At 68.5% G+C, this 19,589-nt stretch carries 19 protein-coding genes and 1 tRNA gene; 8 read left to right on the top strand and 12 right to left on the bottom strand.

What is annotated here, in order from left to right; all coding sequences use genetic code 11:
* Positions 1-93: 93 nt before the first annotated feature.
* Both radA and alr read right to left on the bottom strand, forming a co-directional pair.
* Positions 94-1,470, bottom strand: a complete 1,377-nt coding sequence (gene radA / locus BST28156_RS03435; RefSeq protein ID WP_009690110.1) for a DNA repair protein RadA — start codon at positions 1,468-1,470, stop codon at positions 94-96.
* A gap of 11 nt (positions 1,471-1,481) precedes the next feature.
* The gene (gene alr / locus BST28156_RS03440; RefSeq protein ID WP_060239969.1) at positions 1,482-2,552 is read right to left on the bottom strand and encodes an alanine racemase; all 1,071 of its coding nucleotides are present in this window, start codon (positions 2,550-2,552) and stop codon (positions 1,482-1,484) included.
* A gap of 218 nt (positions 2,553-2,770) precedes the next feature.
* On the opposite strand from alr, the gene lplT reads away from it, so the two are divergent.
* Positions 2,771-4,078, top strand: coding sequence for a lysophospholipid transporter LplT (lplT, locus tag BST28156_RS03445; protein ID WP_060239966.1), 1,308 nt, complete (start codon positions 2,771-2,773; stop codon positions 4,076-4,078).
* 58 nt (positions 4,079-4,136) lie between these two features.
* Positions 4,137-4,946 (top strand): bifunctional hydroxymethylpyrimidine kinase/phosphomethylpyrimidine kinase, encoded by an 810-nt coding sequence (gene thiD / locus BST28156_RS03450; protein WP_060239963.1) that lies wholly within the window; start codon positions 4,137-4,139, stop codon positions 4,944-4,946.
* A 30-nt stretch (positions 4,947-4,976) separates the two neighbouring features.
* Here thiD and BST28156_RS03455 read toward each other — a convergent pair whose 3' ends face one another.
* The 4 genes from BST28156_RS03455 to tsaB are packed head-to-tail and all read right to left on the bottom strand — an operon-like array spanning position 4,977 to position 8,317.
* On the bottom strand, positions 4,977-5,942 hold the full coding sequence (locus tag BST28156_RS03455) for a DUF1853 family protein (RefSeq protein ID WP_174901488.1): 966 nt from the start codon (positions 5,940-5,942) through the stop codon (positions 4,977-4,979).
* Entirely contained in the window at positions 5,939-7,066 is a 1,128-nt protein-coding gene (locus BST28156_RS03460) for a uracil-DNA glycosylase (RefSeq protein WP_174901489.1), read from the bottom strand. Before BST28156_RS03460 ends, BST28156_RS03455 begins: the two co-directional genes overlap by 4 nt.
* Positions 7,053-7,553, bottom strand: coding sequence for a ribosomal protein S18-alanine N-acetyltransferase (gene rimI, locus BST28156_RS03465; protein ID WP_060239958.1), 501 nt, complete (start codon positions 7,551-7,553; stop codon positions 7,053-7,055). The genes BST28156_RS03460 and rimI overlap by 14 nt, the downstream gene beginning before the upstream one ends.
* Entirely contained in the window at positions 7,550-8,317 is a 768-nt protein-coding gene (gene tsaB, locus BST28156_RS03470) for a tRNA (adenosine(37)-N6)-threonylcarbamoyltransferase complex dimerization subunit type 1 TsaB (protein WP_174901490.1), read from the bottom strand. Before tsaB ends, rimI begins: the two co-directional genes overlap by 4 nt.
* 147 nt (positions 8,318-8,464) lie before the next feature.
* Here tsaB and BST28156_RS03475 point away from each other — a divergent pair, with 147 nt between their 5' ends.
* The 3 genes from BST28156_RS03475 to aceA all read left to right on the top strand — a co-directional run bounded on the left by BST28156_RS03475 (position 8,465) and on the right by aceA (position 12,313).
* The gene (locus tag BST28156_RS03475; protein ID WP_009695479.1) at positions 8,465-8,734 is read left to right on the top strand and encodes an acyl-CoA-binding protein; all 270 of its coding nucleotides are present in this window, start codon (positions 8,465-8,467) and stop codon (positions 8,732-8,734) included.
* 358 nt (positions 8,735-9,092) lie between these two features.
* Positions 9,093-10,628, top strand: coding sequence for a DEAD/DEAH box helicase (locus BST28156_RS03480; protein ID WP_060239954.1), 1,536 nt, complete (start codon positions 9,093-9,095; stop codon positions 10,626-10,628).
* A 377-nt stretch (positions 10,629-11,005) separates the two neighbouring features.
* Positions 11,006-12,313, top strand: coding sequence for an isocitrate lyase (gene aceA / locus BST28156_RS03485; protein WP_060239949.1), 1,308 nt, complete (start codon positions 11,006-11,008; stop codon positions 12,311-12,313).
* A gap of 188 nt (positions 12,314-12,501) precedes the next feature.
* Here the strand turns inward: aceA and BST28156_RS03490 are convergent, their stop codons facing one another.
* Both BST28156_RS03490 and BST28156_RS03495 read right to left on the bottom strand, forming a co-directional pair.
* Positions 12,502-12,936, bottom strand: a complete 435-nt coding sequence (locus BST28156_RS03490; RefSeq protein ID WP_009691773.1) for a universal stress protein — start codon at positions 12,934-12,936, stop codon at positions 12,502-12,504.
* Positions 12,937-13,113: 177 nt separating this feature from the next.
* Positions 13,114-14,019, bottom strand: a complete 906-nt coding sequence (locus BST28156_RS03495) for a LysR family transcriptional regulator (protein WP_174901491.1) — start codon at positions 14,017-14,019, stop codon at positions 13,114-13,116.
* Positions 14,020-14,173: 154 nt separating this feature from the next.
* On the opposite strand from BST28156_RS03495, the gene BST28156_RS03500 reads away from it, so the two are divergent.
* Positions 14,174-14,935: a haloacid dehalogenase type II gene (locus BST28156_RS03500; protein ID WP_174901492.1), complete on the top strand. Its 762-nt coding sequence runs from the start codon at positions 14,174-14,176 to the stop codon at positions 14,933-14,935.
* Positions 14,936-15,002: 67 nt separating this feature from the next.
* Complete coding sequence (gene aceB / locus BST28156_RS03505; RefSeq protein WP_060240109.1) at positions 15,003-16,595, top strand: malate synthase A; 1,593 nt, start codon at positions 15,003-15,005, stop codon at positions 16,593-16,595.
* A 150-nt stretch (positions 16,596-16,745) separates the two neighbouring features.
* Here the strand turns inward: aceB and BST28156_RS03510 are convergent, their stop codons facing one another.
* The gene (locus tag BST28156_RS03510) at positions 16,746-17,159 is read right to left on the bottom strand and encodes a gamma-glutamylcyclotransferase family protein (protein ID WP_174901493.1); all 414 of its coding nucleotides are present in this window, start codon (positions 17,157-17,159) and stop codon (positions 16,746-16,748) included.
* Between the two features lie 34 nt (positions 17,160-17,193).
* Positions 17,194-17,688 carry a ribonuclease E activity regulator RraA gene (gene rraA, locus BST28156_RS03515; RefSeq protein WP_060239943.1) on the bottom strand — a complete coding sequence of 165 codons (495 nt, stop codon included), beginning with the start codon at positions 17,686-17,688 and terminating at the stop codon, positions 17,194-17,196.
* Between the two features lie 202 nt (positions 17,689-17,890).
* Between rraA and BST28156_RS03520 the strand changes: the two genes are divergently transcribed.
* Positions 17,891-18,772, top strand: a complete 882-nt coding sequence (locus BST28156_RS03520) for an AraC family transcriptional regulator (RefSeq protein WP_060239940.1) — start codon at positions 17,891-17,893, stop codon at positions 18,770-18,772.
* A 28-nt stretch (positions 18,773-18,800) separates the two neighbouring features.
* On the opposite strand, the gene BST28156_RS03525 is transcribed toward BST28156_RS03520, so the two are convergent.
* Together BST28156_RS03525 and BST28156_RS03530 are read right to left on the bottom strand one after the other, a co-directional pair.
* A complete protein-coding gene (locus BST28156_RS03525) occupies positions 18,801-19,265 on the bottom strand; it encodes a GNAT family N-acetyltransferase (protein WP_009691766.1) in 465 nt (154 codons plus the stop codon).
* Positions 19,266-19,512: 247 nt separating this feature from the next.
* Positions 19,513-19,589 (bottom strand) — tRNA-Asp (locus BST28156_RS03530).

Here is a 19,589-nt window from a genome sequence, read left to right on the forward strand (position 1 = left end):
ATGTCCGGCGGGTTACATCAGCCTACATATTCTTTACAGCGAATTACGCGACAGATCGCGAGACCGGTGCCGGGTAAGCGCCGGCCTCGTCGTTCATTCGAGATCGCGCACGCTGTCGATCGCCTGCTCGAGCCGCTCGACGGCCATCACCTTCAGCCCCTCGATCGCCTGCTTCGGTGCATTCGCCTTCGGAATCAGCGCGATCGTGAAACCGAGCTTCGCCGCCTCGCGCAGCCGTTCCTGCCCGCGCGGGGACGGCCGGATCTCGCCCGCCAGCCCCACTTCGCCGAACACGATCAGCCCCTTCGGCAGCGCCTTGTTGCGCATCGACGAGTGGATCGCGAGCAGCACCGCGAGATCGGCCGCCGGCTCCGTGATCTTCACGCCGCCGACCGCGTTCAGGAACACGTCCTGGTCGAAGCAGGCGATGCCCGCGTGCCGGTGCAGCACCGCCAGCAGCATCGCGAGCCGGTTCTGTTCGAGGCCGACCGCGAGCCGGCGCGGGTTCGGCACATGGGCCGTGTCGACCAGCGCCTGGACCTCGACCAGCAGCGGGCGCGTGCCCTCCTGCGTGACGAGCACGCACGAGCCCGGCACGACCTGCTCGTGCTGCGACAGGAACAGCGCCGACGGATTCGCGACGCCGCGCAGCCCGCGCTCGGTCATCGCGAACACGCCGAGTTCGTTGACCGCGCCGAAGCGGTTCTTGAACGCCCGCACGAGCCGGAACGACGAATGCGTGTCGCCTTCGAAGTACAGCACCGTGTCGACGATGTGCTCGAGCACGCGCGGACCGGCAAGGTTGCCCTCCTTCGTCACGTGCCCGACCATGATGATCGCGGTGCCCGACTGCTTCGCGATGCGCGTGAGCTGCGCCGCGCACTCACGCACCTGCGCGACCGAGCCGGGCGCCGACGTGAGTGCGTCCGAATAGACGGTCTGGATCGAGTCGATGACGGCCACGTCGGGCCGCTCCGCGTCGATCGCGGCCTGGATCTTCTCGAGCTGGATCTCGGCGAGCAGCTTCAGTTCGGCCGCCGGCGCGCCACCGTCGAGCAGCGCGAGCCGTTGCGCGCGCAACGCGATCTGCGCGGCCGATTCCTCGCCGCTGATATAGAGCGCGCGCCGCTCGCTCGCGATGTCGGCAAGCGACTGCAGCAGCAGCGTCGACTTGCCGATGCCCGGGTCGCCGCCGATCAGCACGACCCCGCCCGGCACGAGCCCGCCGCCGAGCACGCGGTCGAATTCGCCGATGCCGGTCGAGAAGCGCGGCACGTCGGCCGCCTCGATGTCGGCAAGACGCTGCACCGGCGCGCGTTTCGCAAGCGACTGGAAGCGATGCGCGGCAGGCGACTCGGCGACCGACTCGACGAGCGTGTTCCAGGCCTGGCAGGACGGGCACTGCCCCTGCCACTTCGGGGTCTGTCCGCCGCATTCGCTGCAGACGTATACGGTTTTCTGTTTGGCCACGCGCACTACCCTTATTCCGCGCGCACCGGCACGCGGGCCGCGACCGCGCACATCAGCTCGTAGCCGATCGTCCCGCAATGACGCGCGACGTCGTCGATCGACAGCGCGTTGCCCCACAGCTCGACGCGCGCGCCGACGCCGGCCTGCGGGCACGGCGTCAGGTCGACGGTGATCATGTCCATCGACACGCGGCCGACGATCCGCGTGCGGATGCCGTCGACGATCACCGGCGTGCCTTCGGGCGCGACGCGCGGATAGCCGTCCGCGTAGCCGCACGCGACGACGCCGATCCGCATCGGCGCCTGCGTGGAGAAGGTCGAGCCGTAGCCGATCGCCTGCCCCTTGCCGATCGTCTGCACCGCGATCAGCTCGGACGCGAGCGTCATCGCGGGCTTCAGGCCGGTGTCCGCGATATCGGACGACAGCCCGGACGGCGACGCGCCATACAGCACGATGCCCGGCCGCACCCAGTCGAAGTGCGTGTCCGGATGCCACAGCACGGCCGCCGAGTTCGCGAGGCTGCGTGCGCCGGCGATGCTCGCCGCGCCGCGCTCGAAGGTCGCAAGCTGCTCGGCGACGCCGCGCTCGTTGTCGGCATCCGAAAAATGGGTCATCAACGTGATCTGGCCGATGCCGGGGCACGCGCGGGCCCGCTCCCACGCAGCGCGGTATTTTTCCGGCGCATAGCCGAGCCGGTTCATCCCGCTGTTCATCTTCAGCTGCACGTTGACGGGCTTCGACAGCCGGGCCGTTTCCAGCATCCGCATCTGCTCGTCGTTGTGGACGGTCGTCGTCAGGCTGTAGCGATCGATCACGTCGATGTCGGTCGAGCGGAAGAACCCTTCGAGCAGCAGGATCGGGCCGGCCCAGCCGAGCTCGCGCAGCTTGACGGCCTCGTCGAGGTCGAGCAGCCCGAAGCCGTCGGTGCCGCGCAGGCCGGGAAACGCGCGCGCGAGACCGTGGCCGTACGCGTTGGCCTTGACGACCGCCCAGACCTTGGACGGGCCGGCATGGCGGCGGACGACGGAGAGATTGTTCGCGAGAGCGGCGGTGTGGATGGTGGCGGAGATCGGGCGCGGCATGGGAAATTTACGTAAAGACGCTTGCGAATCATCAGCTTACCGCGCCTTTTGAGCACCGAAGCCGACAATTTGCGGAACGATCGGGGAATCTTGCTAGTCCGAATTGCCGTATTTTCGTGTTATAAAGCCGTGCGCACAACCCATTTCGAACGGAATAAGCCGATCGCATACCAGGCGGCCTACGCGGCCAAGCCGCAGCGACGAAAGCATCGCATCAGATGAAAAAAGGTTTTTACACCATCATGGCCGCGCAGTTTTTCTCGTCGCTGGCCGACAGTGCGCTCCTCATCGCCGCCATTGCCCTGCTGAAGGATCTCCACGCACCGAACTGGATGATCCCGCTCCTCAAGCTGTTCTTCGTGCTGTCCTATGTCGTGCTCGCCGCGTTCGTCGGCGCCTTCGCGGATTCGCGCCCGAAGGGCCGCGTGATGTTCATCACCAACTCGATCAAGGTGGCCGGCTGCCTGATCATGCTGTTCGGCGCGCACCCGCTGATCGCCTACGGGATCGTCGGCTTCGGCGCGGCTGCCTACTCGCCCGCGAAGTACGGCATTCTGACCGAGCTGCTGCCGGCCGATCGCCTGGTCGCCGCGAACGGCTGGATCGAAGGCACGACCGTCAGCTCGATCATCCTCGGCACCGTGCTCGGCGGCGCGCTGATCAGCCCGCACATCGCGTCGCACGTGATCGCGCACACGCCCGCATGGATCAATACGCCGGCTGAAGCCGCGATCGCGGTGATCCTGTCGATCTACGTGATCGCCGCGCTGTTCAACCTGCGCATCCCCGATACCGGCGCCCGCTACCCGAAGCAGGAACGCGGCCCGGTCAAGCTCGTCACCGACTTCGCCGACTGCTTCATGGTGCTCTGGCGCGACCGGCTCGGCCAGATCTCGCTCGCGGTCACGACGCTGTTCTGGGGCGCGGGCGCGACGCTGCAGTTCATCGTGCTGAAATGGGCCGAGGTATCGCTCGGCATGTCGCTGTCGGAAGGCGCGCTGCTGCAGGCCGTGGTCGCGGTCGGCGTCGCGGGCGGCGCGGTCGCGGCGGCGGCCCAGATCCCGCTGAAGAAGTCGCTGACCGTGCTGCCCGTCGGCATCATGATGGGTATCGCGGTGATGCTGATGGCGTTCTACACGCGCGACCTGTTCCCGCCGCACTGGGCCGTGCACTTCGGCCACATGCGCGTGCCGGTGTACCTGATCGTCGCGTACATCTTCCTGATGTGCGTCGGCGCGCTGTCGGGCTACTTCGTGGTGCCCATGAACGCGCTGCTGCAGCATCGCGGCCACGTGCTGCTGTCGGCCGGCCACTCGATCGCGGTGCAGAACTTCAACGAGAACCTGTCGGTGCTCGTGATGCTGTGCCTGTATGCGGTGCTGGTGTGGCTCGACGTGCCGGTCGGCGTCGTGATCGTGCTGTTCGGCACCTTCGTGTGCCTGACGATGTGGCTCGTGATGCGCCGCCACCAGGCGAACCAGCGTCAGTTCGACGCGGTCGCGCTGATCGGCGAGTCGAAGCACTGACGCTACACTTCCCGTTCCCGTCCGTCGGCGCCGCTCCCCGAAGCGGCGCCCTGCCATCATGACGCACCCGATACCCAACGTCCTGACGATCGCCGGCTCCGACTCCGGCGGCGGCGCAGGCATCCAGGCCGACCTGAAGACGTTCTCCGCACTCGGCGCCTACGGCGCGAGCGTGATCACCGCGCTGACCGCGCAGAATACGCGCGGCGTGACCGGCGTGCATGCGCCCGAACCCGCGTTCGTGACCGCGCAGCTCGACGCGGTGTTCGACGACATCCGCATCGACGCGGTCAAGATCGGCATGCTCGCGAACGCCTCGATCGTGCACGCGGTCGCCGACGCGCTGCGGCGTTACGCGCCCCGCTTCGTCGTGCTCGACACGGTGATGATCTCGAAAAGCGCGCACGCGCTGCTCGCGCCGGACGCGGTCGACGCGCTGCGCGACGCGCTGCTGCCGCTCGCGACGGTCGTCACGCCGAACCTGCCCGAAGCGGCCGCGCTGCTCGGCGACACGCCCGCGACGACGGAGAACGAGATGGTCCGGCAAGGCCGCGCGCTGCTGCAAACGGGCGCGCGTGCCGTGCTGATGAAAGGCGGCCATCTGCCCGACGCGGCCGCGAGCCCCGACTGGCTCGTGGAAGCGGCGCACACCGTGCGCCTCGACGGTCCGCGCGTGCCCGTCAGCAATACGCACGGCACCGGCTGCACGCTGTCGTCGGCGATCGCCGCGCTGCTGCCGCAGCACCCCGATCTCGAAAGCGCGGTGCGCGCCGCGAAAACCTACCTGACCGGCGCGATTGCCGCGAGCGGGCGCCTCGACGTCGGCCACGGCGTCGGCCCTGTCCATCATTTCCATCGCTGGTGGTAAACGCGGCAGGCGGCCGCGGCTGACGCAAGCTCAGGCGAGCTGCGCCGCGAACGCCTGTGCCCGCGCGGGCCAGTCGTCCGGGACGACGAAGCCGCGCGCCGTCTCGCGCCACGTCCCGTCGTCGCACGGTTCATAGACGCCGATCAGCGCGGGCGGCTGGCGCGCGCCCAGTACCGGCGGCAACGCGCGCGCGGCCGACAGCGGTTCGGGAAGCGCATCGGCATGCGCGGCGATCCGCCGCGGCGCAAGCCACGCGAGCCGCTGCAGCACGCTCCACGCCGCGCCGGCCGGTTGCGCCGCTGCCCAGTCCGGCCACTGCGCATGCGTGAGCCAGAAACCGCGCGGATGATCGGGCGCGATTTCGGCGGACACCGGCGGCCATGTCGCGCCGTGCGGATAGAACAGCCAGCCCTTCACGAACATCTGCGCAGCGGACAGCGCGCCGTAGCCGAGCAGCGTGAAGCCGTTGCGGCTGCTCAGCCGCAGCTGATGGTCGATGAGCCGGCTGCGCTTGCGATCGAGCCGGTCGACGAGATTCGGCCCGACGAAATCGGCCAGCGCCGCGCCCGCATGCACCGGCGCGCACAGATAGCACTTCACCGCCAGTTCCCAATGCAGGCGCCGTCCGTCTGGCGCATCGACGAGAAAGTCGACTTCGCCGAGCGTCTGGCCGTTGCTGCGCAGCGGCAGGTTCGCCGCGACAAGCCGCAGCGACGGGCCATGCGTCAGGAAATATTCGAGCAGGCATTCGGCATAGCGGCCGAGGCGCACCGGCCGCAGCCCGTCGAGCGCGCGGTGCAGCGGCGCCGGTGCGGCGTCGAGCGCTGCCAGCCACGCTTCGACGGCGGCCCGTTCGGCGGCGTCCGACCACGGCTGCGCGAGCGGCGCTCCCGGCGCCGCGGCGAGCAGGCTCGGGCTCGCGAGGAGCCACGCCAGATCGCGGACTGCGGCGTCGCGCAGCGTGTCGACGAACGCGAACGCCGCGCGGGCCGTCATTGCCCCGCCGGCTGTTGCGCGTCGGCGCCCGCCGCCGCGCCGAACGTGTCGCGCGCGAGGCACAGGTCGGCCCACGCCTTCGACTTGTCCTGCAGGCTGCGCAGCAGGTAGGCGGGATGGTAGGTGACGATCACCGGCACGCCTTCGTACGCATGCACGCGGCCGCGCAGCGACGCGATGCTCGCGTCCGTCTTCAGCAGCGTCTGCGCGGCGAAGCGGCCGAGCGCGACGATCAGCTTCGGCTTCACGAGCGCGACCTGGCGCTGCAGGTACGGCTCGCAGCGCGCGACCTCGTCCGGCTCCGGATTGCGGTTGCCGGGCGGCCGGCACTTGATCACGTTCGCGATATAGACGTTGCGGCCACGCTCGAGCGACAGCGAGCGCAGCATGTTGTCGAGCAGCTTGCCGGCCTGGCCGACGAACGGCTCGCCCTGCTTGTCCTCGTTCTCGCCCGGCGCTTCGCCGACCAGCATCCAGTCCGCCTCGCGATCGCCGACGCCGAACACGGTGTTGGTCCGCTTCTCGCACAGACGGCAGCGCGTACAGTCCGCGACGCGCGCGGCGAGCGCATCCCAGTCGAGCATCGCGACCGGCGTTTGCGCGGCGCGCGATTCGGCCGGCGCAACCGGGTCGCCCGGCGGCGCGGCGTCGAACCACGCGAAATCGTCTTCGGCGGCGGGCGGTGCGTCGAGAGCCGGCGGCATCGGCTCCGTGGATGCGGCGGGCTGGCGCTGCGCCGACGCGCGCGCGTCGGCAAGTTCGCGATGGGCTGCCGCGTCGGCTGCATCGCGTCGCATGGCGTCGGATGCCGGCGCGGCGGCCTGCGGCGGCGCATCGGCCGGCACGCGGGCGGAGACCGCGCCCCGGGGTGCATCAGCCGGCGTCGCGCCAGCGTCGCGGTCCGGCGCGCGATCCGATTGCGCGGCTGCCGGTCGCGGCTGTCGGGCGGTCGTTGCGGCCGCAACGGCAGCCCCGCCGTCGGCGACGACATCGGCCTGCAGCGCCGCGGTCGCGCTCACCGCGCCTGCGTCGGCCACCCCGGTTTCGCCATCCGCACGCTGCCCGCGCCGCACCCAGATCTGCGCAAGACCCATTTCCTCGAGCGCCGCTTCAGTCCACGCCATGCGCGCCCCCTTCATCCTTGTTCAGCGTCAGACGCATCACGATCGCGTCCTCGCGGCTGCGATGCCGCGCCGGGTAATAGTTCTTGCGCCGCCCGATCGTCACGAAGCCGAAGCGCTCGTACAGCTGGATCGCACGCGGATTGGACGGCCGCACCTCGAGCAGCACGCCGTCGAGCCGTTCCGCGCGCGAAATGCGCACCGCCTCGCGCAACAGCGCGAGGCCCGCGCCCGAGCGCTGCACGGCCGGCGCGACGCACAGGTTCAGCAGATGCATCTCGTCGATCACCGGCATCAGCACGCAATAGCCGACGAGCGCGCCCGTCACGTGCCGCAGGCACACGCCGAAATAGCCGTTGCGCAGCGAATCCTCGAAATTGCCGCGGCTCCACGGGAATTCGTAGGCGGCCTGCTCGATCGCGACGACTTCATCGAGATCGGCATCCGTCATCGGCGACAGATAGCGGTCGCTCAGCAGCACGCCGGTCATGACTGCGCCCCGCCCGTCTGCGCGGCGCGCGCCGCGATGCGCTCGGCCGTCGTCTGCGCGACCTTGTCGCGCACGTATTCGGGCGCGGCCTGGTCGGCCGGCACCGCGCGCCCGGCGCGGAACGCGCGCAGCGCGGCATGCGCGACCGCCAGCGCGTGCGGCAGCGCCTCGCCGTCGATCGCCGCCGCGCGCGCGGTGGCCGGCAACTGCGCGCCGAACGCGGCCGCCGCATTGCCGGCGAGCGTGAACGGCGCTTCGGGCACGCCGACGGCGTCCGGCGCGTCGAGCGCGGCCGGATGCAGCGTGCGCCAGTCGCCGGCCGCGTCGTCCCACGCGAAATCGGCCCAGTAGGCTTCGTCCATCCGCGCGTCGAGCGCGGCGAGCACGCGCGTCGTGCCGGGCGTGCGCAGCCGCGCATGCTCGGCGCACGCGAGCAGCGTGCCGATCGGCACGACCGGCAGGCCGCGCCCGAACGCGAGACCCTGCGCGATGCCGGTCGCGGTGCGCAGGCCCGTGAACGAACCCGGCCCCGCGCCGAACGCGATCGCGTCGCAGTCGGCGAGCGTCAGCCCGGATTCGGCGAAGAGTTCCTGGATCGCCGGCAGCACGCGCGTGCTCGACACGGCGCCCGTCAGTTCGTGGCGGACCCAGGCTTGCGGGGTGGAAACGGCGGCATCGGCCGAAGCCGAGCGCAGCAGCGCGACCGAGCAGTATTCGGTCGACGTATCGATGGCGAGGAGCACTGTTTGCGTCATGGCCGACATTGTAATGCGGCGCCCCGCTCCCACGGGCGTTCGGGCCCGATCTTCGGATGCATACGCGGCGGCCGGCGGTTTGGAAGGATCGCTCGACCCCGCGCGGCGGTCCGCTTGTTAAGATCGCCCGACTCGAAACCCTTACGGAGACTCTCGATGAGCGACCTCACCGCCCGCTTCGACCAGGCCCAGATCGACGTCAAGCAACTGACGGAACGGCCGGGCAACCTGACGCTGCTGCGCCTGTACGCGCTGTTCAAGCAGGCCACCGACGGCGATGCGCACGGCGACAAGCCGGGCTTCACCGACATCGTCGGCAAATACAAGTACGACGCCTGGGATGCGCTGAAAGGCACGTCGCAGGATGACGCGAAGCAGCAATACATCGAACTCGTCGAATCGCTGAAGAACGGCACCGCTTCCTGACCGGTTCGCGTCCCGACGCAATCGGCAATCAAATCAGTGGCGCGGCGCAGCAAAAATCCTTATAATGCTGGCTGCGTCGCTTCCGCGCACGGCCCGAAGGCCGTTCCGGCCTGACGCTTCGTAGCGTTAAGCTCCAATCCGGTTTAGAACCTGTCCCCTCCTGCTTCGACCCTCGCGGTCGTCACTCACAGGCTGGCGGCCTCGCTCCTGGCGCGCCGCACCCAAAACAGCTTCTAATGCCTCATCCGCCATCTGTTTGGCGGATTGCACCCGTTTCCCGATTTGCTCGTTGAATCCGACGACTTGGGTATGCGCGATTGGCGCCGACGTTTCACCCATCTGTGTTTCAAGGATTGTTATGACTTCGAGCATCAACTCCAGCCCGCTCAACGCGATCGCCGACCAGGCGCTCGGTCTCGATGCCGCCGCCGCACCGGCCGCGCTCGAACCGGCGTCGGACGAGCCGAGCTTCGCGTCGCTCGGGCTGTCGCCGGAGATCGTCTCCGCGCTGCAGGCCGCCGGCTATGTGAAGCCGACGCCGGTCCAGCAGCGCGCCATTCCGGCCGGCATCGCCGGCCGCGACCTGCTGGTGTCGAGCCCGACCGGTTCGGGCAAGACCGCCGCATTCATGCTGCCCGCGATCGAACGCTTCGCGCAGCTCCAGAAGGCGCAGGCGCAACAGCCGCGCGCGCCGCGCGAACCGAACCAGGGCGATCGCCGCGGCCGCCGCCCGCAACCGGTCGCACGCCCGGGCCTGCTCGTGCTGACGCCGACCCGCGAACTCGCGATGCAGGTCACGACGGCCGCATCGACGTACGGCAAGCACCTGAAGCGCCTGCGCACCGTCAGCATCCTCGGCGGCGTCGCGTACGGCCAGCAGCTGATGCTGCTCGCGAAGAACCCGGAAATCCTGGTCGCGACGCCGGGCCGCCTGCTCGACCATCTCGAGCGCGGCCGCATCGACCTGTCCGAGCTGAAGATGCTGGTGCTCGACGAAGCCGACCGCATGCTCGACATGGGCTTCATCGAAGACATCGAAACGATCGTCGACGCGACGCCCGAGTCGCGTCAGACGATGCTGTTCTCGGCCACGCTCGACGGCAAGATCGGCTCGCTGACGAGCCGCCTGCTGAAGGATCCGGAACGCATCGAGATCCAGCAGCGCCTCGAGTCGCGCGCGAACATCGCGCAGACCGTGCATTACGTCGACGACCGCGACCACAAGGACCGCCTGCTCGATCACCTGCTGCGCGACAACGCGCTCGACCAGGCGATCATCTTCACGGCGACCAAGATCGACGCGGACCAGCTCGCCGGCCGTCTCGCCGACGCAGGCTTCCAGTCGGCCGCGCTGCACGGCGACCTGCCGCAGGGCGCGCGCAACCGCACGATCCGTGCGCTGCGCGAGCGCCGCGTGCGCGTGCTGGTCGCGACCGACGTCGCGGCGCGCGGGATCGACATCCCGGGCATCACGCACGTGTTCAACTACGACCTGCCGAAGTTCGCGGAAGACTACGTGCACCGCATCGGCCGTACCGGTCGCGCGGGCCGTTCGGGCATCGCGGTGAGCCTCGTGCACCACGCCGAGCAAGGCGCGCTCAAGCGCATCGAGCGCTTCGTGCGTGCGCCGCTGCCGGTCAACGTGATCGAAGGCTTCGAGCCGCGCAAGGCGCCCCCGCGCAACGATCGCGGCAACGGCCGCGGCCGTCCGGGCGGCGGCAACGGCGGCCGGCGTTTCGGCGGCAAGCCGGGCGGCGGTCATGGCGGCAGCGGTCGCAGCTACGGCAGCGGCAACGGCGGCGGCTGGAGCGGCAAGCCGGGCGGCAGCCGCGACGGTGGCCGTCGCGACGGCCAGCGCAGCAGCGGTCCGCGCCGCAGCAACTCCGCATCCTGATCGCGCACGGGCGGTGCCTGCACCGCCCCGCTGATCCATCGACCGGCGCATCCGCGCCGGTTTTTTTTGTCCCGCGCACCGTTTCACGATACGGAAAATTCTTTTGTGTCGTAAAAAATCATGCTGCGCGGCACAACGCGACCGATTGCAGGATAGGAAAAATCGTTTCCCATTGCGAAACAACAATTTCAAGATACTGATTCATAACGAATAAAAATTTCCCTGCCTCTCCGCAAAGCCTCTGTTTCGCGCGCATCGATTTGCCTAGACTCTTATACAAGACTTCGCGAAACGGCACGCAGATCCTCCCCCGTTTCGAGAACGGCATCGTCATCGTCCGATTCATCTCGTCAGGCAAATACGTCAAGGAGTGCATCATGTCCCGTCAGCAACAGGCACTGGAACTGCAGAAGCAATGGGAAACCGATTCGCGCTGGAAGGGCATCAAGCGCGGCTACACGGCCGAGGACGTCGTGCGCCTGCGCGGCTCGATCGCGGTCGAGCACACGCTGGCCAAGCGCGGCGCGGAAAAGCTGTGGACGCTGATCAACACCGAGCCGTTCGTCAACGCGCTCGGCGCACTGACCGGCAACCAGGCGATGCAGCAGGTGAAGGCCGGCCTCAAGGCGATCTATCTGTCCGGCTGGCAGGTGGCCGGCGACGCGAACGTCGCGGGCGAAATGTACCCGGACCAGTCGCTGTACCCGGCGAACTCGGTGCCGCTCGTCGTGAAGCGCATCAACAACACGCTGACGCGCGCCGACCAGATCCAGTGGTCGGAAGGCAAGAACCCGGGCGACGAAGGCTACGTCGACTTCTTCGCGCCGATCGTCGCCGATGCGGAAGCCGGCTTCGGCGGCGTGCTGAACGCGTTCGAGCTGATGAAGGCGATGATCGAGGCCGGCGCATCGGGCGTTCACTTCGAGGACCAGCTCGCCTCGGTGAAGAAGTGCGGCCATATGGGCGGCAAGGTGCTCGTGCCGACGCGTGAAGCCGTCGCGAAGCTGTCGGCCGCGCGGCTCGCGGCCGACGTGATGGGCACGCCGACCGTGCTCGTCGCGCGGACCGACGCGGAAGCGGCCGACCTGATCACGTCCGACATCGACGACAACGACAAGCCGTTCCTGACCGGCGAGCGCACGGTCGAAGGCTTCTTCCGCACGAAGCCGGGCCTCCAGCAGGCGATCTCGCGCGGCCTCGCGTACGCGCCGTACGCCGACCTGGTCTGGTGCGAAACGGGCAAGCCCGATCTCGAATACGCGAAGAAGTTCGCGGAAGCGATCCACAAGCAGTTCCCGGGCAAGCTGCTGTCGTACAACTGCTCGCCGTCGTTCAACTGGAAGAAGAACCTCGACGACGCGACCATCGCGAAATTCCAGAAGGAACTCGGCGCGATGGGCTACAAGTTCCAGTTCATCACGCTGGCCGGCTTCCACGCGCTGAACTACTCGATGTTCAACCTTGCGCACGGCTATGCCCGCACGCAGATGAGCGCGTTCGTCGAACTGCAGCAAGCCGAGTTCGCGGCGGCCGACAAGGGCTTCACGGCCGTCAAGCACCAGCGTGAAGTCGGCACCGGCTACTTCGACGCGGTCACGCAGACGGTCGAGCGCGAAGCATCGACGACCGCACTGCACGGCTCGACCGAGGACGAACAGTTCTTCGACGGCAAGAAAGTCGCGTAACGCGCAGCGGGCGTCACGCCGGCGCCCGCCACAGAACAGGAATCAGGGAGGAGACGGCAGGCGCGCGCTCGCGCGCGACCGGCCGCACGGCCTGCGGGCCGCCATGACAGCGACGCGCGCCGGCCTGGTCCGGCGCGCTTTGTTTCGACACCGGTCGCAGCCGCCTGCGCGGGACGACCGCCGCCGCATTACCGATAGACGATCACCGGAATTTTCGTATGGGTCAGCACGCGCTGCGTTTCGCTGCCGATCAACAGGCTGCCGAGCCCGCGGCGGCCGTGCGACGCCATGAAGATCACGTCGCAGCCGCCGCGCTCGGCCGCCTCGATGATGCCGAGGTACGGCGACGGATGCACGCTCGTCCAGGTGTCGCAGGCGACGCCGACCGCCTTCGCGGCCGATTCGACCTCGTCGAGATGCGCGCGCGCCTCGCGCTCGCTGCGTGCGCGGAAATCGGCCGGCGGCTCGATGATCACTTCGGAAAACGGCGAGTACGGATACTGCGGCAGGCACGCATAGGCCGTCACGCGTGCGCCGACCGCGCGCGCCAGGTCGATCGCGCCGTCGATCGCCTTGCGGGACAGTTCGGAACCGTCGGTTGGAACGAGGATGTGCCGGAACATCGCGCCCTCCTTCGTCAGTCGCACGCCGCGCGGCGCGGTGCCGGATCCGTTGGCCGCGCCCCGTCGGACATGCCTGTTTCGATTGTAGTGTGCGAAACGCCGCGACCGGCGCCGGCAGCGGGTTCGCCCTCATATCGAAAACGCGCGGGCCGGCCCGCCGTCACGCTGTTCGCCCGCCTATTCGCCCCAGTACCCGGGCCGCTCGTACGTGTGCTTCAGGTAATCGAGAAAGAGCCGCACGCGCAGCGGCAGGTGCCGGCGCTGCGGGAACACCGCGTGGATGCCGATCGGCGGCGCGGCGAACGCATCGAGCACGCTGACGAGACGCCCGGCCGCGATATCCTCGCCGACCTCCCACCACGAGCGCCACGCCAGCCCGTGTCCGGCCAGGCACCACTCGTGCAGCACCGCGCCGTCCGAGCATTCCATCGTGCCGCTCACGCGGATCGACACGACCTTGTCCTCCTCCTGGAACGCCCAGCCGCGCTGCTGGTTCGCGTTCGCGGCGAGCGCGAGGCAGTTGTGCCGCGCGAGTTCCGCGAGCGTGGTCGGCGTGCCGCGCCGCGCCAGATACGCGGGCGACGCGACGCACACGCGGCGGTTCTCGCCGAGCTTCAGCGACACGAGCGACGAATCGGGCAGCTCGCCGAGCCGCACCGCGCAATCGAAGCCTTCGTTGACGAGGTCGACCATCCGGTCGGACAGGTCGAGCGTGACCGACACGTCCGGATGCGCGCCGCTGAATTCGGGCACGAGCGGCGCGACGTGCCGGCGGCCGAAGCCGGCCGGCGCGGAAATGCGCAGGTGGCCGCTCGCCTTGACGCCGCCGGCGGACACGCTCGATTCCGCGTTCTGCATGTCGTTGATGATCCGCTGGCAGTCCTCGAGGAAGGCCGAGCCCTCGAAGGTCAGCGTGAGCTTGCGCGTCGTGCGCACCAGCAGCTTGACGCCGAGCCGCTCCTCGAGCGCGTCGAGGCGGCGGCCGATGATCGCCGGCGCGACACCCTCCGCGTGTGCGGCCGCCGACAGGCTGCCTTTCGCCGCGACCGCGGCGAACGTTTCGATCTGTTTGAACCGGTCCATGACTCGAAAAGACGGCGCACCGTCCTTCACATTGACTGAAGCCGCTCAAGATTAGGTATATGAAAGTAAAAGATCAAGTGATGATTAGCGTCTTTTTTGATACCAGCGATCACGAATAGAATCGACCCGACCTCTGAAACTGGAGCGCAAGGCTATGTCGGCCACAACGACACTCTCCTCTCCCGACGCCATTCTGTTCGACGCATTCGGCACGTTGTTCGACGTGCATGCGGTCGTGGCTGCGGCCGAGCAGATGTTTCCCGGCCGCGGGGAACGGTTGTCGCAGCTGTGGCGACGCAAGCAAATCGAATATTCGCAGTTGCGCACGCTGGCCGATCCGGCCGGCGCGCGCTATCGCCCGTTCCGCGACATCACGCTCGACGCGCTGCGGTTCGCCGCGCGCTCGCTCGGGCTCGCGCTGAACAGCGCGGCCGAGAAGCGGCTGATGGACGAATACGCGTGCCTGTCCACCTATCCCGACACGGTGCCCGCGCTGCGCAAGCTGCGTGCGCTCGAACCGCGCCCGCCGCTTGCGATCCTGTCGAACGGCAATCCGCAGATGCTCGACATCGCGATCAAGAGCGCCGGCATGACCGGCCTGTTCGATCGCGTGCTGTCGGCCGACGCCGTGCGCGCGTACAAGCCGAGCCCGGCCGTGTACGCGCTCGGCACCGCCGCGTTCGGCGCGCACCCGCGCGACATCGTGTTCGTGTCGTCGAACGCGTGGGACGTGGCCGGCGCCGCATGGTTCGGCTACACGACGTTCTGGCTCAACCGCACGGGTGCGCCCGCCGAGGAACTCGGCATGCCGCCCGACGGCAGCGGCGCCGGCATGGCCGATCTGCTCGCATTCCTCGCCACTCCGGCTCCGTCCGGCAAGCCCGCCAACCGCACGCGCCCCGGCCCGGGCGCATGAGGTTCGCGGCGCTGCCGCCTTCCCCCTTCACCGAAACCGCAACTGACCGACCAAGGAGATGAGACTCATGAGCACCCCGATCACGCTGCCGCAAGGCATGGCGATCACCGGCGAAATCAAGCCGGGTTACGAAGCGATCCTGACGCCCGACGCACTCGAACTCGTCGCGGCGCTGCACCGCACGTTCGAACCGCGCCGCCAGGCGCTGCTGCAGGCGCGCGTCGAGCGCACCAAGCGCCTCGACGCGGGCGAGCGCCCCGATTTCCTCGCCGACACGAAGGCGATCCGCGAAGGCGACTGGAAGGTCGCGCCGCTGCCGGCCGACCTGCAGTGCCGCCGCGTCGAGATCACCGGCCCCGTCGAGCGCAAGATGATCATCAACGCGCTGAACTCGGGCGCCGATTCGTACATGACGGACTTCGAGGATTCGAACGCGCCGAGCTGGACGAACCAGATCGACGGCCAGATCAACCTGAAGGACGCGGTGCGCCGCACGATCTCGCTCGAGCAGAACGGCAAGTCGTACAAGCTGAACGACAAGGTCGCGACGTTGATCGTGCGTCCGCGCGGCTGGCACCTCGACGAGAAGCACGTGACGGTCGACGGCCAGCGCGTGTCCGGCGGCATCTTCGATTTCGCGCTGTTCCTGTTCCATAACGCGAAGGAGTTGATCGCGCGCGGCTCGGGCCCGTACTTCTACCTGCCGAAGATGGAAAGCCATCTCGAGGCGCGCCTGTGGAACGACATCTTCGTCGCCGCGCAGGAAGCGGTCGGCATTCCGCGCGGCACGATCCGCGCGACCGTGCTGATCGAGACGATCCTCGCCGCCTTCGAGATGGACGAGATCCTGTACGAGCTGCGCGAGCACAGCTCGGGCCTGAACGCCGGCCGCTGGGACTACATCTTCTCGGCGATCAAGAAGTTCAAGAACGACCGCGACTTCTGCCTCGCGGACCGTTCGAAGATCACGATGACGGTGCCGTTCATGCGCGCGTACGCGCTGCTGCTGCTGAAGACCTGCCACAAGCGCAACGCGCCGGCGATCGGCGGGATGAGCGCGCTGATCCCGATCAAGAACGATCCGGAAGCAAACGACAAGGCAATGGGCGGCGTGCGCTCGGACAAGCAGCGCGACGCGACCGACGGCTACGACGGCGGCTGGGTCGCGCACCCGGGCCTCGTGCCGATCGCGATGGAGGAATTCGTCAAGGTGCTCGGCGACAAGCCGAACCAGATCGACAAGCAGCGCGACGACGTGCAGGTCGAGGGCAAGAACCTGCTCGACTTCCAGCCCGAGGCGCCGATCACCGAAGCGGGCCTGCGCAACAACATCAACGTCGGGATCCACTACCTCGGTGCGTGGCTCGACGGCAACGGCTGCGTGCCGATCCACAACCTGATGGAAGACGCGGCCACGGCCGAAATCTCGCGCTCGCAGGTGTGGCAGTGGATCCGCTCGCCGAAGGGCGTGCTCGACGACGGCCGCAAGGTCACCGCGGAACTCGTGCGCGACTATATCAAGGTCGAGCTCGACAACGTGAAGCGTTCGGTCGGCGGCAACACGCAACCGTACGAGCGCGCCGCGGCGATCTTCGAACAGATGTCGACGTCGGAAGGTTTCACCGAATTCCTGACCTTGCCGCTGTACGAGGAAATCTGACGACGCGCGGGCAGGCCGGATCTTCGGTCGGCCTGCCCGTGTTTCGTCCGCTCGCGATCGTGTGACGCGACAGCAAAAAAGCGCCCGTCGGGCGCTTTTCTTTCATGAGCGAGCGTTCGTGCCGACCGGCCGGACCGGCCGCGCCGGCGCTCAGGCCGCTTCCCGTTCGCGACGGTGCTGGACCCAGTCGCCCGATGCGATGCGCGGACGGTCGGCCGTCGCGTGCGCAGCGATCGGATAGTACAGGCACGCGTACTGCCGCCCACCGAGCTCGACGGTCACCGCCTCCTGGCGGAACAGCGTGTCGACGCCCGGATACACGCGCTCGATCTCGTCGAGCACCGCGACGAGCCGCTCGTCGATCTCGTAGACGTCGCCCCACACGAGCGACGGGCCGGACACGCCGGCGGTCATCCCCGGATACGTGCCGAAATCGTACAGTTCGCCCGGCAGCGCGGCCGCCCCGAGCAGCTTCGGCGCGGCGATGCCGTGCCGCGCGGCCGCGGCGCCGATGTCGTTGGCCTCCCCCGCCCTCAACGTGCCGTAGACGAATACATGGCGCATCTGCTTCTCCTTCTTCGATTCGTGCGTTGCCGTGTCAGGTCAGCGCCGTCGCGCTGACGAGCACGCCGTCCTCGTCGGCGTAGATCCACTCGCCCGGCGCGATCCGCGTGCCGAGCACCGTGACGGGCACGTCCCGTTCGCCGGCACCGCGCTTGTCGCTCTTGCGCGGATGCGTCGCGAGCGCGAGCACGCCGACCTTGCATGCGCGCAATTCGGCCGAATCGCGCACGCATCCATAGACCACGATGCCGGCCCAATGGTTCTTCTCGGCCAGTGCGCCGAGGTTGCCGCCGACGAGTGCACAGCGCAGGCTGCCGCCGCCGTCGACCACCAGCACGCGCCCGCCGCCGTCCTGCTCGAGCGCCGCGCGCACGAGCGTGTTGTCCTCGAACAGCTTCAGCGTCGCCGCCGGGCCGGCGAAGCGCGCGGCACCGCCATACGCTCGCAATGCGGGTTCGAGCACGCGCAGCGTGCCGGCGGCGAGCAGGTCTTCGTGCGCGTCGCACAGATCGGTCGTGGCCAGTGTCATGTCGTCTCCTGTCGATCGGGGGCGGGCATTCGCGTTCGCGTCGATCCGCGGCCGGCCGTCAATACCGGCAAACCCCGGCGCCCGAATGCGCGCAGCCCCATACAAAGTTCATTTGGACGCTGCATTATCGACCGAAAAACCGCCGCATGCGCTTGCACGGCCCCTTCTACAATAACGGCATCGCCGCCGCGCCGAATCGCCCATGAATCCGCCCGTCACGGTCGACGCATCGACTCCGTTCGACGTCATCGACATCCCGCCCGAATTCGCGCCCACCCGCGTCCATCCGATGCGCGTGCGCGCACGCCAGGTCGACGCCGGCCGGCGCATCCCGCTGCACACGCATGCGTGGGCCCAGCTCGCGTACGCGTCGCGCGGCGTGCTGCGCGTCGCGACGACCGGCACGACCTGGATGGTGCCGCCGTCCCGCGCGATCTGGGTGCCGCCGCATGTGACGCACGAAGTCGTGATCGTCGAGGACGCGTACCTGCGCACGCTGTATATCGACGAATCGATCGTGCCGGACGGGCTCGACGCGTGCCGCGTCGTCGAGGTAACGGGCCTGCTGCGCGAACTGATCGTCGCGCTCGGCGCGCGCGATCCGAGCCCGGCGCGCGAACGCCTGCTGTGCGGGCTCGTCCTCGACGAGCTGAGCCATGCCGAACCGCTGCCGCTGTCGGTGCCGATGCCCGACGAAAAGCGGCTGCGCACGCTGTGCGAATCGGTGCTCGCGCAACCGGCGCATGCGGAATCGCTCGAACACTGGGCGAGCGAGGTCGGCGCGAGCACGCGCACGATCTCGCGGCTCTTCAAGCAGGAACTGGGCGTGAGCTTTTCGCAGTGGCGGCAGCAGGCGCTGCTCGCGCGGGCGATTCCGCTGCTGAACCAGGGGCGGCCGTTGTCGCATATCGCGCGCGAGCTCGGCTACCAGAGCCAGAGCGCGTTTTCGGCGATGTTCCGGCGCGCCTTCGGCGAGAGCCCGCGCGCCTTCATGCTGCGCGGCTACGAGCACCGCGGCGCGGAAGGTCTCGCGGCGGACGAAGACGATACGCAGGACGACGACGCGCTCGACACCGCCCGCTGACTCCCGGACGTTTCATGGAACCGGCCCGTCAGACCGGACGCACCATATGCCGGATCGAGCCGAGTTGCGCGAGCCGCGGGCCCGTCACGCGATAGCCCATCCGCTGGTAGAGCCGCGCGGCCGGATTGTCGACGAACACGCGCAGTTGCAGTTCGTGCAGCCCGCGTGCGCGCGCCCAGCGATGCGACATGTCGAGCATGTAGGTGCCGGCGCCCTGGCCGCGATGGCCGGCCGCGATCTGGACATCGCGGATATGCAGCGAATCGCCCTCTTCCGTCACGCGCAGCACGCCGATGCGCTCGCCGTCGGCTTCGAGGATGAAATTCTCGGATTCGCGCCAGCTTGCATAGAACAGGTCGCTGCGCCAGACGAGCCCGTGGCGCTTGTAATAGCCGCCCATGTTGCCGTGCGTCAGCGCTTCGGCAAACGGGAAATCGCCGGGCTCCGCGGGACGGAGCTGATACAGGATTCGCAGGTCGGTCGGGTCGAGCATCGCGCAGGGGTCCAGAACGCATTCCGTCACGATAGCGCAGTCCTGCGCGGATGCAATCGCGAATTGCGCGGAGCGGACCGGATTCGCCCACATCCCGCAGGCCGCGGATGCGCGCGCACGCGCATCCCTTCGAGTCCCGCCGGAAGCCGCGCAGGCGGCTTCCTCCGCTCCGCAGCTACGCGCCCGCAAGCGGGCGCAGCCGGAAATACAAATGAAAAAGCCCGCACAAGGCGGGCTTCTTCATTTTTGGCGGAGCGGACGGGACTCGAACCCGCGACCCCCGGCGTGACAGGCCGGTATTCTAACCGACTGAACTACCGCTCC

Origin of the sequence: Burkholderia pseudomultivorans, assembly GCF_902499075.1 — a bacterium.
Classification (GTDB): Bacteria; Pseudomonadota; Gammaproteobacteria; order Burkholderiales; family Burkholderiaceae; genus Burkholderia; species Burkholderia pseudomultivorans.

What these genes read in the sequence shown, in the direction of transcription:
- alr (WP_060239969.1), bottom strand. Translation starts at nt 2,552, where the DNA reads ATGCCGCGCCCGATCTCCGCCACCATCCACACCGCCGCTCTCGCGAAC.
- lplT (WP_060239966.1), top strand. Translation starts at nt 2,771, where the DNA reads ATGAAAAAAGGTTTTTACACCATCATGGCCGCGCAGTTTTTCTCGTCG.
- thiD (WP_060239963.1), top strand. Translation starts at nt 4,137, where the DNA reads ATGACGCACCCGATACCCAACGTCCTGACGATCGCCGGCTCCGACTCC.
- BST28156_RS03455 (WP_174901488.1), bottom strand. Translation starts at nt 5,942, where the DNA reads ATGACGGCCCGCGCGGCGTTCGCGTTCGTCGACACGCTGCGCGACGCC.
- BST28156_RS03460 (WP_174901489.1), bottom strand. Translation starts at nt 7,066, where the DNA reads ATGGCGTGGACTGAAGCGGCGCTCGAGGAAATGGGTCTTGCGCAGATC.
- rimI (WP_060239958.1), bottom strand. Translation starts at nt 7,553, where the DNA reads ATGACCGGCGTGCTGCTGAGCGACCGCTATCTGTCGCCGATGACGGAT.
- tsaB (WP_174901490.1), bottom strand. Translation starts at nt 8,317, where the DNA reads ATGTCGGCCATGACGCAAACAGTGCTCCTCGCCATCGATACGTCGACC.
- BST28156_RS03475 (WP_009695479.1), top strand. Translation starts at nt 8,465, where the DNA reads ATGAGCGACCTCACCGCCCGCTTCGACCAGGCCCAGATCGACGTCAAG.
- BST28156_RS03480 (WP_060239954.1), top strand. Translation starts at nt 9,093, where the DNA reads ATGACTTCGAGCATCAACTCCAGCCCGCTCAACGCGATCGCCGACCAG.
- aceA (WP_060239949.1), top strand. Translation starts at nt 11,006, where the DNA reads ATGTCCCGTCAGCAACAGGCACTGGAACTGCAGAAGCAATGGGAAACC.
- BST28156_RS03490 (WP_009691773.1), bottom strand. Translation starts at nt 12,936, where the DNA reads ATGTTCCGGCACATCCTCGTTCCAACCGACGGTTCCGAACTGTCCCGC.
- BST28156_RS03495 (WP_174901491.1), bottom strand. Translation starts at nt 14,019, where the DNA reads ATGGACCGGTTCAAACAGATCGAAACGTTCGCCGCGGTCGCGGCGAAA.
- BST28156_RS03500 (WP_174901492.1), top strand. Translation starts at nt 14,174, where the DNA reads ATGTCGGCCACAACGACACTCTCCTCTCCCGACGCCATTCTGTTCGAC.
- aceB (WP_060240109.1), top strand. Translation starts at nt 15,003, where the DNA reads ATGAGCACCCCGATCACGCTGCCGCAAGGCATGGCGATCACCGGCGAA.
- BST28156_RS03510 (WP_174901493.1), bottom strand. Translation starts at nt 17,159, where the DNA reads ATGCGCCATGTATTCGTCTACGGCACGTTGAGGGCGGGGGAGGCCAAC.
- rraA (WP_060239943.1), bottom strand. Translation starts at nt 17,688, where the DNA reads ATGACACTGGCCACGACCGATCTGTGCGACGCGCACGAAGACCTGCTC.
- BST28156_RS03520 (WP_060239940.1), top strand. Translation starts at nt 17,891, where the DNA reads ATGAATCCGCCCGTCACGGTCGACGCATCGACTCCGTTCGACGTCATC.
- BST28156_RS03525 (WP_009691766.1), bottom strand. Translation starts at nt 19,265, where the DNA reads ATGCTCGACCCGACCGACCTGCGAATCCTGTATCAGCTCCGTCCCGCG.